The organism is Eubacterium sp. CAG:161, assembly GCF_000432355.1.
GTDB lineage: Bacteria > Bacillota > Clostridia > Lachnospirales > Lachnospiraceae > Eubacterium_G > Eubacterium_G segne.
The window spans coordinates 1-15,408 of record NZ_HF991836.1; the positions used below are offsets into that span (position 1 = coordinate 1).

Annotated in this window: 10 protein-coding genes; 8 read left to right on the forward strand and 2 right to left on the reverse strand. The window is 36.4% G+C overall.

The genetic code is table 11. From position 1 onward, the window contains the following. The first annotated feature begins 30 nt into the window (after positions 1-30). Complete coding sequence (locus tag Q5O30_RS00535) at positions 31-666, forward strand: HdeD family acid-resistance protein (RefSeq protein WP_021951820.1); 636 nt, start codon at positions 31-33, stop codon at positions 664-666. A gap of 314 nt (positions 667-980) precedes the next feature. On the opposite strand, the gene Q5O30_RS00540 is transcribed toward Q5O30_RS00535, so the two are convergent. After that, positions 981-1,901 (reverse strand): aldo/keto reductase family oxidoreductase, encoded by a 921-nt coding sequence (locus Q5O30_RS00540; protein ID WP_021951821.1) that lies wholly within the window; start codon positions 1,899-1,901, stop codon positions 981-983. 243 nt (positions 1,902-2,144) lie between these two features. Between Q5O30_RS00540 and Q5O30_RS00545 the strand changes: the two genes are divergently transcribed. Then, positions 2,145-2,684, forward strand: a complete 540-nt coding sequence (locus Q5O30_RS00545) for a ferritin-like domain-containing protein (protein ID WP_021951822.1) — start codon at positions 2,145-2,147, stop codon at positions 2,682-2,684. Between the two features lie 87 nt (positions 2,685-2,771). Here Q5O30_RS00545 and Q5O30_RS00550 read toward each other — a convergent pair whose 3' ends face one another. Next, positions 2,772-4,361 carry a potassium/proton antiporter gene (locus tag Q5O30_RS00550; RefSeq protein ID WP_021951823.1) on the reverse strand — a complete coding sequence of 530 codons (1,590 nt, stop codon included), beginning with the start codon at positions 4,359-4,361 and terminating at the stop codon, positions 2,772-2,774. A 284-nt stretch (positions 4,362-4,645) separates the two neighbouring features. Here Q5O30_RS00550 and Q5O30_RS00555 point away from each other — a divergent pair, with 284 nt between their 5' ends. The 6 genes from Q5O30_RS00555 (at position 4,646) to Q5O30_RS00580 (ending at position 15,144) form a co-directional block, all read left to right on the forward strand. After that, the gene (locus Q5O30_RS00555; RefSeq protein WP_021951824.1) at positions 4,646-5,452 is read left to right on the forward strand and encodes a Cof-type HAD-IIB family hydrolase; all 807 of its coding nucleotides are present in this window, start codon (positions 4,646-4,648) and stop codon (positions 5,450-5,452) included. A 110-nt stretch (positions 5,453-5,562) separates the two neighbouring features. Next, on the forward strand, positions 5,563-6,000 hold the full coding sequence (locus Q5O30_RS00560; protein WP_021951825.1) for a hypothetical protein: 438 nt from the start codon (positions 5,563-5,565) through the stop codon (positions 5,998-6,000). 142 nt (positions 6,001-6,142) lie between these two features. Beyond that, entirely contained in the window at positions 6,143-7,423 is a 1,281-nt protein-coding gene (gene rpoD / locus Q5O30_RS00565) for an RNA polymerase sigma factor RpoD (protein WP_021951826.1), read from the forward strand. Positions 7,424-7,633: 210 nt separating this feature from the next. Then, complete coding sequence (gene gltB, locus Q5O30_RS00570) at positions 7,634-12,181, forward strand: glutamate synthase large subunit (RefSeq protein WP_021951827.1); 4,548 nt, start codon at positions 7,634-7,636, stop codon at positions 12,179-12,181. 14 nt (positions 12,182-12,195) lie between these two features. Continuing rightward, the gene (locus Q5O30_RS00575) at positions 12,196-13,683 is read left to right on the forward strand and encodes a glutamate synthase subunit beta (protein ID WP_021951828.1); all 1,488 of its coding nucleotides are present in this window, start codon (positions 12,196-12,198) and stop codon (positions 13,681-13,683) included. A gap of 228 nt (positions 13,684-13,911) precedes the next feature. Further along, a complete protein-coding gene (locus Q5O30_RS00580; RefSeq protein ID WP_021951829.1) occupies positions 13,912-15,144 on the forward strand; it encodes a nucleotide sugar dehydrogenase in 1,233 nt (410 codons plus the stop codon). Positions 15,145-15,408: the final 264 nt, after the last annotated feature.

Genomic DNA, 15,408 nt, shown 5'->3' on the forward strand with positions numbered 1-15,408 from the left:
ACAACTACCAAATAAAAGGAGGTACCGACTATGAGTTATTTAAAAAATCTAAAATGGGAAATGATTATCTACTCATTGCTAAGCATTTTAATGGGAATACTTATGTGGAAATATCCCGGCAAAATAATGACAGGAGTATGCGTTATTTTGGCAATGATTTTGTTTGTAATGGGAATCAGAAATATCATTGAATACAAAAGAAGCAATGTAATAAAAGACTTTTACAGATATGAATTAGTGGTAGGCATAGTGCTTATTGCAGCAGGAATACTTGTATTAGCATGCATGAAACTTATATTATCAATTATAACTTATGTTATAGCAATAATAATCATAATAAGTGGATTAATGAAAGTTGAAAATGCCATTGACCTTAAAAGAATGGGCAACCATTGGGTGCCATTACTCGTATTTGCCATAATATGTATTCTTTTGGGAATTTCAGTTTTAATGATGCCAATGAATTCCAATGATAATGGAACAAAGACTGCAGGCGATTTCTTTATTCAATGCACAGGTATTATCTTTGCCGTTACAGGACTGATTGACCTTATTACAACGTTATCTGTTTCAGGAAAAATAAAACGTTGGACCATAGAGCAGATAGCTTTTGATGCCGATAGAGATATAGAAGACGAAATAATAGAAGATGGTGATGATGACTAAACTATCCTATTAAAAAAATAGAAGATGGTGACAATGACTAATCTATTCTAATTAAATAATAGAAGATGGTGACCATAACTAATCCGTCCTAATTAAAAATATCGTAAGAACTAATATTGAAAAAAGAATAAATAGCACAATTATATAAGTGCATATAAAAATCCACTTAGCAAACACCCGTTAAAGAGTAATGCTATGTGGATTTTTTAGTAAAGTATGTCTGGTACACCACTTAAATAAATACAACATTATTGGCACTGTAACAACATCATTTGTGCTAACACAATAAACGCATTATCGTCATAAAATTTCCATTATGGTAACATATGTCCGGCTGACAAATAAAGACGGTACCATTCGGAACGTTCTAATTTAACAGAGGTTGCAGCCGCAATCTCTTTCATTCTTGAAAGCTTTGTAGTGCCGGCTATAACCTGCATATTGGCAGGGTGCCTTAAAATCCATGCAGTAGCAATGGTGGTTGGAGTAACATTATACTTATCTGCTAATTCATTTAGGACTTTATTAAGTTCCGGATATTTGTCACTGCCAATAAAAACACCTTCAAAAAATCCATATTGGAAAGGCGACCATGTCTGAATAGTTATATCTTTTAGACGACAGTAATCTAAAACACTTCCGTCCCGGTCAATTGCACCATCAGTAAGCATATTAACTTCCATACCATTAGCTACAATATTAGAAAAAGGAATACTATATTGAATTTGGTTTACAACCAGCTTTTGTCTAACATATTTCTGAAGCAGTTCCATTTGCATAGGTTTTTGGTTAGAAACACCAAAATGTCTAACCTTTCCTGAGCTTTCCAAAATATCAAAAGCCTGGGCAACCTCTTCCGGTTCCACCAATGCATCCGGGCGGTGAAGTAAAAGAATATCAAGATAATCAGTACCTAATCTTTTAAGAATGCCATCCACAGAATTGATAATGTGTTCTTTGGAAAAATCGTACATTACACCGGGAATGATTCCACATTTTGATTGAAGAACAATATCCTCACGGTTAATATTCATATTAGAAAGAGCCTGTCCAAAAAGTTTCTCACATTCGCCACCTGCGTAAATATCAGCATGGTCAAAAAAATTAATTCCAAGTTCAATACATCCCTCGATATAACTGCTAAGGGCTTTTTCATCTAAGCAGTTAATTCGCATACATCCGGCAGCAACTGCTGGAACATGAAAATCTGTATTGCTTAATTTTATTGTATTCATCTTGTTGCCTCCTTGTTAATTCATAATACCTGATAAAGATTTCCTTTTATAATATGATGTGTGTGCAAAAATACATTATGCCACTCGCTTACATCATATTCTACTTAAAAATCATACTCATAGTATACTATTTTAGCAGCAAAAAAGTAATGCCTTATTAAAACAAAAGCAATTTTATTATAAACAAGTACCCTTTGCCTAAAAATACATATATTAATATATAAAACATTGTGGGGAAAATAAATGATAGAAGACATGCTAACTAATAAATGCAATTTTTCCAGTGTAAAGCCAGCACTGGTTGCACTTCCGTATCCGGAAATAAAGGTAAAAGAAAGAAACAAGGCGTATGCAGAGTTGCTTGCATTGGATTATTGCGGTCAGTCATCTGAAATGACATCAACCATGCAGTATATAAATCAGGAAGGAAGAATGTCCGGCAATAAATGCGAGATAGCTCAAATTATATTGGGAATAGCCATGGCAGAAATGATTCATCTTCAAAAATTAGGAGAATTAATATGCCTGTTGGGAGGAACATTAGATTTTACAACAAAAAATTCCACAGGAAGGCAGGTAATGTGGTCACCGTCTAATGTAAAAATAGGTGGAGATATACGAAATATGCTGTGGGCAGACATTGAAGGTGAGCGAATTGCCATTAACCAGTACCGCCGACATATGAATATGATAAAAGATAAAAATATCAATCAGATAATGGCAAGAATAATAAAAGATGAAGAATATCATATTATGTTGCTTAGGGCGTTGCTGGATAAATAAAATTAAAAACTAATAAGCAGATTCCGGAATGAAATAATATGGTGCCGGAATCTGCTGCTTTGTATTAAGAATATGTAGTTAAAAAAATTACCTATAAGTAACCACTACATCGTTCCTTCTTATATATGTCCCTCCATCAGGAATAAGACTTTCGTCTCCACGTTTTATAAGGGCAATTAGCACATTCTCAGGGAGATCTAAATCCTGAATACGCTTGTCACACCAGCTGTGATTTTTGTCAATAACCACTTCTTCAAGATTCTCTTTTCCGGAAGGTTCATAGGAAGGAACACTTAATATAACGCTGTCGCCTCCAAGGATTTTCGTATCACCATTGGGAATAATGGTGTCGCCATTTCTTTTTATCATAATGGCAAGGGAATTGGTAGGCATATTAACATCACTTACAAGCTTATTTTCCCAGTTGTGTCCTTTAGGTATATACATTCGCATTAATGTAATGGCAGATTCTTCCTGATAATCGTTGAAAGTTTTACGGACATCATCATTGTCATCAATCATATTAAGTTTTCTGGCTACATAGGGAATTAAGGTACCCTGTATTGCTACGGAAAACAGTGCCACCATAAAAACTATGTGAAAAATGTCAAAAGGAACATCCCTGCCACTGGCTACAACCATAATGGAAAACACAATGGAGGCAGCACCACGCAGTCCTGCCCATGAAACTAAAAGACATTGCCTGTAACTACATTTAAAAGGTGCTAATATTGAAAAAACGGCTATAGGTCGTGCTATTAGCGTTAAAAATATTGCAATGAAAAGAGACGGAATTATAATTGCCACAAACTTATGAGGAAATGCAAGAAGTCCTAACAAAAAGAAAATAAGAATTTGCGCCAGACTTGTAAGTCCGTCAAAAAAAGGAATCATAATTTTTTTATTTTTAATTTTACTGTTTCCTAATATTATTCCTAAAAGATACACAGTTAAAAAGGCATTTCCGTCAATGGCAGTTGAAACACCAAAGGAAAAAATAATAAGGGCAATCATAAAAATAGTATCTAATCCATCGGAAATAAGGGAGGTTTTTGTAAGAATTACAATACCTAAACCAGCAATGATTACTCCAATAGCAATACCGTAAACAATCTGTGCAAAAGTAAAATATGGAAGATTAGTAAGTTTCCCACCATTTAATATAATGATACCTATCATTGTAAGAAGGTATGAAACAGGGTCGTTACTACCACTTTCAATTTCTAAAAGAGGGGCAGTGCTATTTTTTAGATTAAGTTTTTTTGTCCTGAGAATAGAGAAAACACTGGCGGCATCAGTAGATGATAATACGGCACCAATAAGAAAACTTTCCGCATAACTAAGGTGTAAAACAAAATAGCAAAACACACCTGTTATGCCGGCAGTAATAAGTACCCCTACAGTAGACAGGCATATAGCACGTCCGGCAACATTTCCGGCAGTTTTCCACTTGGTATTAAAACCACCATAAAACATAATGAAACTAAGAGAAACAGTACATATTTTTTCTGCAAAGTCGTAGTTGTCAAACTGAATCTTAAAGAAACCATCGCATCCAAACAGCATACCGATAGTCATAAAAAGAATAAGAGCAGGCATACCAAATTTGCCGGAAAATTTGTCTGCTAATATACATGAAAATAAAACAATAGCAATTAAAGTGAGAGTTATTGCCATATAAAGCCTCCTTTCGATGATAAACTATGTCTATATTAACATAAAAATGACTTTAAAATGTTAGTTATTGCCATATAAAGCCTCCTTTCGATGATAAACTATGTCTATATTAACATAAAAATGACTTTAAAATGTTAGTTATTGCCATATAAAGCCTCCTTTCGATGATAAACTATGTCTATATTAACATAAAAATGACTTTAAAATGTTAGTTATTGCTATTTTTTTGGTATAATTGTAAAATGTGTCGAAAGGGATAGAAATACAAAAACAGGAAAAGTAAAATGGGAAAATTTACAGGATATTTGATTTGTACAGATTGCGATGGAACATTAACATATGAACCGGGAAAAGTATCACAGGAAAATGCTGAAGCTATCAGATATTTTCAAAAAGAAGGTGGGTTGTTTACTTTAGCCACCGGGAGATTTCCCGACCATGCAAAGCTGTTTGAAGGTCAGTTCAAGGTGAATGCTCCCATAGTATCACTGAATGGTGCAGTTATTTATGATGAGAAAAGGGATAGGATTATTAAAACCTGGCATATGAACAGGAAAAAGACCCTTGAACTTTTAACATATGTAAATGACAACTGGAAGGAAGCAGAAACTTATTGGGTTAACACAATAAGTAAAGACGGTAAGTTTGAAAGTGCTCATTTTGATTCAAAGGAGCATAAAGGCGAACCTAAAGCTTTAGCCCGGTTTATGGACAGTTTAGACAGTGAACCGTTAAAAATATTGCTTTTCCAAAATGAAAATATAACCCCTAAACTTCAAAAGGATTTAAAGGAGAAGTTTGGAGAAGACTTCATATTTGATTTAAGCTGGCCGGAGGGCATTGAAGTAAACAGTGCACACAGTGGTAAGGGGGCAGCGGTCAGATACATGAAGGAACATTTAGGTATTGACATTCATACCACGTTAGGCATAGGAGATTATGAAAATGATATATCTCTTTTAGAATGTGCAGATATAGGCTATGCAGTGGGTAATGCTATTCCATATGTAAAGAAAATAGCAGACAGAATTACGGTTAAAAACACAGAAAATGCCATAGCCCAGATTATAATGGAATTGGGACAATTATAGAAAAATGTTACACTAAATAAAGAGGAGGGAACATTTTAGAAAAACGTTTCCGATGAACTGCCGCTGATCGAAGAAGGTGGCATCACATATTATACAAGGAGGAGATAGAGATGGATAAAAAGAAAAAAAATATAATTGCCATAGCATTAGTAGCAGTTATAGTAATTGCAATAATAGTGGCAGTAGTTGTTTCAAAAAAAGGCAAAGATAGTGATACACCGCAGACTAATAACGCAACAGCAGCTCAGGTTGAGACAACAGTGAAAGCAGGTAATGAAAATGTGACAACAGCTGAAAATGGTAACGAAGATTTACCGGTAGCAGGTGATGAAACAACAGCAAAAAGCAAAAAAAACTCAAAAAAGAGCAGCAAAAAAGGTAATAAGAACAATAAAGAAACAAACTACTGGGATAATATTTCTATTATAGAAGAATCTCAAAACAAAGAGCCAAAGACAAATAAAAAAGGCGAAACAGTAACAGAAGAATATCCGGGGCAGGATGACGGCTGGTCACCTATTGTATCACCGGATGATTTGAAAAAATAACATATAGTTGTAATTTTCAACAAGAAAACAAAAAAAATTGACTGGTGTGTTTACACCGGTCAATTTTTGTGTATAATATAATGTGGACCGACAGATACTTTAAAGAGAAACAGAAGTTTCGTGATTTAGAAAGGATACTGTATTGAAACAACAAGATTTTAATCAAAAAGTTGAAGAGCTGGTTGAAAAATGTCAGGGACAGAATAACCAGATAACAACATCAGAAATTAAAGATTATTTTTCAGAGGACAAGTTGACTGCAAAGCAGGAAATCACTATACTTGCGAGACTAAGTGAGGCTGAAATTAGCGTTGTTATGTCTGATGCAGAGCCAAAAAGTGCAGAAAAAGATGTGAAAGATGCTAAGAAACCGGAACCGGTTGAGGAAGGTAATGAGGAAGATGAGTTTGAGTCAGATTCACTAGATGATGTAGAACCAAGTGATTCAGACCTTGCTGCCGAACCGACTGATGAAGACATAGCATTGGTAGACATTGATGCAGAAGATTTATTAGGACCTACAGACGAGGATTTTGAAAATGATGATGAAGAGGCAGTAGAATTAGATGCCGTGGATTTGCTCGAGGGTGTAGGAACTGAAGATCCTGTAAGAATGTACTTAAAGGAAATTGGTACAGTAGCATTGTTGACCGCCGATGAAGAACTTGAACTTGCAAAACGTAAGACAGAAGGTGACGTTGCCGCAAAAGAGAAATTAATAGAGGCTAATCTCCGTCTTGTAGTTAGTATTGCAAAAAGATATACCGGACGTGGAATGAGTTTCCTTGATTTGGTTCAGGAAGGAAACTTAGGTCTTATTAAAGGCGTAGAAAAGTTCGATTATACTAAAGGTTACAAGTTAAGTACATATGCAACATGGTGGATTAGACAGTCCGTTACAAGAGCTTTAGCGGACCATGCCAGAACTATCCGAGTACCTGTTCATATGGTAGAAACTATTAATAGAATGTCAAAGATGCAGAGAAAACTTACTCTTGAGTTAGGTTATGAGCCATCTACTAAGGAATTAGCAGATGCCTTAGACATGACTGAGGAGAAGGTTTTAGAGATTATGCAGATTGCAAGAGAGCCGGCATCCCTTGAAACACCTATCGGTGAAGAGGATGACTCTAACTTAGGAGATTTTGTAGCAGACAATAATACGGTTACACCAGAAGCCAATATTGAGTCGGTTATGCTTCGTGAACATATTGATGTGCTGCTTAAGGATTTGAAGGATAGAGAAAGAGAAGTAATTATTTTACGATTTGGTTTAAGGGATGGACATCCGAGAACTCTTGAAGAAGTAGGAAAAATCTTTAACGTAACAAGGGAACGTATCAGACAGATTGAAGCAAAGGCATTAAGAAAACTGAGAAATCCTGTTAGAAGCAAAAAGATTAAAGACTTCCTAAATGATTAAAAATTTAAAGAAACAAAGGGCTGGTGGGAAGGTTTAACACATCAGAACTTAATAAAATCATAAAACTTAATATTTAAACTTAATTTTACTTGATTTTTTTGATAAAATAGTTTATAAAATTAAGTAAAGAACAAGAAAGAGGTGCAATGGGGCACCATAGTAGAGATACTATGTCCCTTTGCACCTCTTTTTTTACAGGAGGACAAATTCATGGATCAAAATGTGTTATTTGAAAAAGCAAAAGAAGATGGTTTGTATGATTCACGCTTTGAACACGACAACTGCGGTATAGGAGCTGTTGTAAACATCAAAGGCGTAAAAAGTCATGCCACAGTAGAAAATGCCTTAAAAATTGTAGAAAACCTTGAACATCGTGCAGGTAAAGATGCTGAAGGAAAAACCGGTGACGGTGTAGGTATTATGCTACAGATTTCCCACAAATTTTTTAAGAAGGTTACTAAACCTTTAGGCTTTGACATTGGAGGAGAAAGAGAATATGGCGTAGGTATGTTCTTCATGCCACAGGATGAGTTAAAGCGTAACAGGGAAATGAAAATGTTTGAAATCATTGCCCAGAAAGAGGGATTAGAGTTTTTAGGATGGAGAGAAGTACCTGTTCATCCGGAAGTATTGGGAACAAAGGCATTAGAGTGCATGCCACATATAATGCAGTGTTTCATTAAGAAACCGGAAGAAGTTGAAAAGGGAATAGCCTTTGACCGTATGCTTTATATAGTAAGAAGAGTTTTCTCTCACAGTAATACAGGAACATACACAGTATCTCTTTCCAGCAGAACTATTGTATATAAGGGAATGTTTCTTGTTAATCAGTTAGGTCCGTTTTTCGCAGACCTTATGGACAAAAATTACGAGTCAGCAATAGCTTTAGTTCACTCAAGATTTTCAACTAACACACAGCCAAGCTGGAGACGTGCACATCCAAACAGATTTATTGTTCATAATGGAGAAATTAATACAATCCGTGGTAACGCCGACAATATGCTTGCCAGAGAAGAATCCATGTCCAGCGAATATATGCAGAAGTCTTTGACAAAGGTTATGCCTGTAGTAGACACACAGGGCTCAGACTCAGCAATGCTTGATAATACATTAGAGTTTTTAGTAATGAATGGTGTAGATTTGCCATTGGCAGTTATGATGTGTATCCCTGAACCATGGGAGAAAAATGACACAATAAGCCAGTCAAAAAGAGACTTCTATCAGTATTATGCCACAATGATGGAACCTTGGGACGGACCTGCATCTATCCTGTTTTCCGATGGAGATTACATGGGAGCAATTCTTGACAGAAATGGTCTTCGTCCGTCAAGATATTATATTACAAATGATGACCAGCTGATCCTTTCTTCAGAGGTAGGTGTTTTAGATATTGATCCGTCTAAAATAGTTGCCAAGGAAAGACTTCGCCCGGGTCGTATGCTGTTAGTTGATACAGTAAATGGAAAGCTAATAGATGATGATGAATTAAAAGAAGAATATGCAGCAAGAAAGCCATACGGTGAATGGCTTAACAACAATCTTGTGTACTTAAAGGACATTCATATTCCTAATGTTAAGGTAGAAACATACGAAAAAGAAGAAAGACAAAGATTGCAGAAAAATTTTGGGTATTCTTTTGAAGATTTAAAGAGAATTATTCCGATGGCAAATAATGGAATGGAAGCTACAAAGGCAATGGGAAAAGATACACCTCTTGCAGTTTTAAGTGACAGAACCCATCCGTTATTTAACTACTTCAAGCAGTTATTTGCACAGGTTACTAATCCTCCAATTGATGCAATCAGAGAGGAAATAGTAACTTCTACATCGGTATATATTGGTAAAGACGGAAATATCTTAGAGGAAAAGCCGGAAAACTGTAAAGTATTGAAGATTCACAATCCGATACTTACTAATACGGATATTTTGAAACTTAAAAACATTAATGTACCGGGATTTAAAACAGCAGTTGTTCCTATTGTATATTACAAGGGAATATCTCTTGAAAAAGCTATAGATCAGGTATTTGTGGATGTGGATAAGGCACACAAAGATGGAGCTAACATTATTATCTTATCAGATAGAGGAGTGGATGAGTACCATGTACAGATTCCATCATTGCTGGCAGTTTCGGCAGTACATCAGTATTTAGTTAAAACAAAGAAAAGAACTACACTTTCTTTGGTATTAGAAAGTGGTGAGCCAAGAGCCGTACATCACTTTGCAACATTATTAGGATATGGTGCCAGTGCCGTTAATCCATACCTTGCCCATGACACCATTAAACAAATGGTAGAAGAGGAAATGATTAACAAAGATCCATATGCGGCAATTGATGATTACAACGAGGCAATACTTAGCGGAATAGTTAAAATTGCATCAAAAATGGGAATTTCAACTATCCAGTCATATCAGGGCTCACAGATATTTGAAGCAATTGGTATCAGTAAAGATGTTATAGATAAATATTTCACAGGAACAGTAAGCCGTGTGGAAGGAATTACATTAAAGGATATTGAAAACAGTGTTGAAACACTTCATTCTAAGGCATTTGACCCATTGGGATTAGATGTAGACCTTACATTGGAAAGCAGTGGTGACCACAAGCTTAGAAGCGGTAAGGAGGAACACAAGTACAATCCTGCTACTATTCATACATTGCAGCAGGCAACATGGACTAATAATTATGAGCTGTTTAAACAATATACTCATATGATAGATGAGGAAATGTCACCGGTACATTTAAGAGGTCTTATGGACTTTAATTATCCGGAAGACGGTGGTATTCCTATAGATGAAGTAGAAAGTGTTGATTCTATTGTAAAGAGATTTAAAACCGGTGCCATGTCATATGGTTCTATTTCACAGGAGGCTCATGAGACAATGGCTATTGCCATGAATATGATTGGCGGCCGTTCAAACTCAGGTGAAGGTGGAGAATCCGTAGAGCGTCTTACAATAGGAGAAGACGGACTTAATAAATGTTCAAAAATTAAACAGGTGGCATCAGGACGTTTTGGTGTTACATCAAGATATCTTGTAAGTGCTGAAGAAATTCAGATTAAAATGGCTCAGGGGGCAAAACCGGGAGAAGGCGGACACTTGCCTGGAAAGAAGGTTTATCCATGGGTAGCTAAAACAAGATATTCGACACCGGGAGTAAGTCTTATTTCACCACCACCACATCATGATATATATTCTATTGAAGATTTGGCACAGTTGATTTACGACTTGAAGAATTCTAACAGAGATGCAAGAATTTCAGTTAAATTAGTGTCAGAGGCAGGTGTTGGTACAGTTGCGGCAGGTGTTGCAAAGGCAGGTGCCCAGGTAATACTGATTTCAGGTTTTGACGGAGGTACCGGAGCAGCTCCTGAAAACTCAATTTACAATGCAGGACTTCCTTGGGAATTAGGATTGGCAGAAGCTCATCAGACTCTTATTGCCAACGGACTTAGAAATAAGGTTGTAGTGGAAACAGATGGTAAGTTAATGAGTGGTAGAGACGTGGCAATTGCAGCCATGCTTGGTGCAGAGGAATATGGATTTGCCACAGCACCTCTTGTAACAATGGGCTGTGTAATGATGAGAGTATGTAACCTTGATACATGTCCTGTAGGTGTGGCAACACAGAATCCTGAACTTCGTAAGAGATTTAAGGGAAAACCTGAATATGTAATTAATTTCATGAAGTTTATTGCTCAGGAATTAAGAGAATACATGGCTAAGTTAGGTGTAAGAACAATAGATGAATTAGTAGGAAGAGTTGATTTATTAAAGGTTAAAGACAATATTGCACCTGAGAGAGCAAAGGAAGTTGATTTGTCAAGAATCTTAAGCACAGATTTTGCAGACACAAGGGTTCAGTACCTAAAGAAAAATGTATATGACTTTAAGTTAGAAAGTACTAAGGATGTGACAGTTCTTCTTAAAAAATTAGGAAAGGCGCTGGAGGCTAAAAAGCCTGCAACAGTTGAGGTAGATGTAACTAACATTGACAGGTCATTTGGTACAATATTTGGTTCTGAAATAACAAAACGCTATAATGACACATTAGATGATGATATGTACATTATTAAATGTAACGGCGCAGGTGGTCAGAGCTTTGGTGCATTTATACCAAACGGCATGACAATTGAGCTTACAGGTGACAGCAATGACTACTTAGGAAAGGGATTGTCCGGTGGTAAAATTGTTGTTAAACCGCCAAAGGGTTCAACCTTTAAGCAGGATGAAAATATCATCATTGGAAACGTTGCCTTTTACGGTGCAACCAGTGGTAAAGCCTATATTAACGGTGTTGCCGGAGAACGTTTCTGTGTAAGAAATTCCGGTGCAACTACGGTAGTTGAAGGAGTAGGAGATCACGGATGCGAATACATGACAGGCGGACGTGTCGCAGTAATCGGTAAGGTAGGAAAGAACTTTGCAGCAGGTATGAGTGGCGGAGTTGCCTATGTACTAGATGAAAATAATGATTTGTACAGAAAGGTTAATAAGTCATTGGTATCTACGGAGGAACTTTCAAATAAGTACGATGTATTAGAACTTAAGGCAATGATAGAAGACCATGTTAAATATACAAATTCAGTTAAGGGTAAAGAAATCTTGGATAATTTTGAAGAGTACCTTCCGAAATTCAAAAAGATTATACCTTATGACTATAAGAAGATGCTTAACGCAATAGCAAAGATGGAAGAAAAGGGTCTTAATCCTGAACAGGCACAGATTGAAGCATTCTATGCAGCTACAAGATAGAGGAGGAAACGAAGATGGGTAAACCAACAGGATTTTTAGAATATGAACGTGAAGAAGCAAAGGCAACTTCGCCAAAAGAGAGAATAAAAAATTTTAACGAGTTCCACGAACCTCTGTCTGTGGATAAACAGAAATGTCAGGCTGCAAGATGTATGGACTGTGGAGTCCCGTTTTGCCAGAATGGTAAGGTTATAGCAGGAATGGTTTCAGGATGTCCTCTTAACAATTTAATTCCTGAGTGGAATGATTTGTTATACAACGGAAATATGGAGCAGGCTTATAATCGTCTTCATAAAACAAATAACTTTCCGGAGTTTACTTCAAGAGTTTGTCCGGCATTATGTGAGAAAGCCTGCACATGCGGTTTAAACGGTGATGCGGTAAGTGTCAGGGCAAATGAGCACCTTATTATAGAAAATGCTTATGAAAAGGGATATGCCAGTGCAAAGGCACCTCATGTAAGAACAGGAAAGAAGGTTGCTGTAATTGGCTCAGGCCCTTCAGGACTGGCAGTGGCAGATCAGCTTAATAAGCGTGGTCACAGTGTGACGGTATATGAAAGAGACGACAGAATCGGCGGACTTCTCATGTACGGTATTCCTAACATGAAATTAGAGAAGCATATTATTGACAGAAAAGTTAATATTATGAAGGAAGAGGGAGTTACATTTGTTACTAACACAAATGTAGGAAAAGATGTTAAGGCAGCAGATATTCTTAAGAAATACGATAAAGTAGTTTTAGCCTGTGGCTCAAGGCATGCAAGAGATATTAATGCAAAGGGAAGAGATGCAAAGGGAATTTATTTCGCTGTTGACTTCCTTACGTCTACTACCAAAAGCCTTCTGGATAACGGCAAATTAGTTGATGGCACCTATGTGTCTGCAAAAGATAAGGATGTAGTAATAATCGGTGGTGGTGATACAGGAAATGACTGCGTGGGAACAAGTATCAGACATGGAGCTAAAAGTGTTTTGCAGTTGGAAATGATGCCTAAGGCACCGGATGAGAGAGCAGCTAATAATCCTTGGCCTGAGTGGCCTAGAATCTGCAAAACAGATTATGGTCAGGAAGAAGCCATAGCTGTGTTTGGTCATGACCCAAGAGTATACCAGACTACAGTTAAGGAGTTTGTTAAAGACAAAGAAGGAAACTTATGTAAACTTATCCTTGTTAAACTGGAGGCTAAAAAAGACGAGAAAACAGGTCGTATGAATATGGTAGAAATACCGGGCAGTGAATACGAAGTTGATTGTCAGTTAGTACTTATTGCAGCAGGATTTTTAGGTAGTGAAGATTATGTGACAAAGGCATTTAAGGTGGATACAACTCCTAGAACCAACATTGCCACAATGCCCGGAAAATATGCAACAAGTGTAGAAAACGTATTCACGGCAGGAGATGTTCATAGAGGCCAGTCATTAGTTGTGTGGGCTATCCGTGAGGGAAGAGACTGCGCAAAGGAAGTAGATGAGTCACTGATGGGATATACGAATTTGTAGGAAAAAATTAGGATAAAAAATAATGGCTTTACATTAGTGAAGCAAATATAGTGAAAAAGCGGAGGCATCGTAGAGGTGTTTCCGCTTTTTCTTTGAAAAGTTTGAAATATTAATAATAAAATCTTTAAATAATTTGCACACTTTAACAAAATGCTTTATAATATAGAAAGCATTTTGATTAAACAGAAAATACTATTTTATAAACATAAATGAAAGTGAGGTTACTTTATGAAAATTGCAGTAGCAGGAACAGGTTATGTTGGCTTGTCTATAGCAACATTTTTGTCACAGCATCATGAGGTTATGGCTGTTGACATTATCCCGGAGAAGGTAGAGTTAATTAATAATAAGAAATCACCAATACAGGATGATTACATTGAAAAATATTTGGCAGAGAAGGAATTAAATCTTACAGCAACTCTTGACGCCGAAGCAGCTTATAAGGATGCAGATTTTGTAGTTGTAGCTGCACCTACTAATTATGACAGCAAGAAGAACTTCTTTGATACATCAGCAGTTGAAGCTGTTATTGAATTGGTTCTTAAGTATAATCCGGAGGCAATTATTGTTATTAAGTCAACTATTCCGGTAGGATACACTGAGTCAGTACGTGAAAAATACAACACAAAGAATATTATATTCAGCCCTGAATTTCTTCGTGAGTCTAAGGCTCTTTACGACAATCTTTATCCTTCAAGAATTATTGTGGGAACTGATTTAGACGATCCTCGTTTAGTAGAGGCTGCACATACATTTGCAGGTCTTTTACAGGAAGGTGCCATTAAGGAAAATATTGATACATTAATTATTGGATTTACAGAGGCAGAGGCTGTAAAGCTTTTCGCTAACACATATCTTGCACTTCGTGTATCATACTTTAACGAACTTGATACTTATGCAGAGTCTAAGGGACTTAATACCCAGCAGATTATTAACGGCGTCTGCTTAGATCCTCGTATTGGAACTCATTATAATAATCCTTCATTTGGTTACGGTGGATATTGCCTTCCAAAGGATACAAAGCAGTTGCTTGCCAACTATGCTGACATTCCACAGAACATGATGACTGCCATAGTTGAGTCTAACAGAACACGTAAGGATTATATAGCAGATAGAGTTCTTGAACTGACAGGCGCATATACCGGTAGTGATGCTTATGATGCATCAAAGGAAAAGGAAGTTGTTGTTGGTGTATTCAGACTTACAATGAAGTCTAATTCAGACAATTTCCGTCAGTCATCAATCCAGGGTGTTATGAAGCGTATCAAGGCTAAAGGTGCCACAGTTATTATTTACGAGCCAACATTAGAGGATGGTTCAACATTCTTTGGAAGCAGGGTTGTAAATGATTTGGCTAAGTTTAAAGAATTAAGCCAGGCAATTATTGCCAACAGATATGATTCATGCTTAGATGATGTAAGAGACAAGGTATACACAAGAGATATCTTTGAAAGAGATTAATGTGGATAAATAATAGAGATTAAGTGAAAGTGGAGATGTCGCAGGATGTCTCCATTTTTTGTGGGGTACTTGACAATGAATATGCAATTTATGTTTTATGCTGATTACACGATAAAACACAAAAAATATGTAAAACAACAAAAACAACTTGACAACACAACAGAATATATGTAATATAATAAATGTAAGATGTAACAAAGATACTGCGATGTGAGGATTGCAAGTGGATTCTAATGCTCACTATTGTATTTTTTTTATATCCGG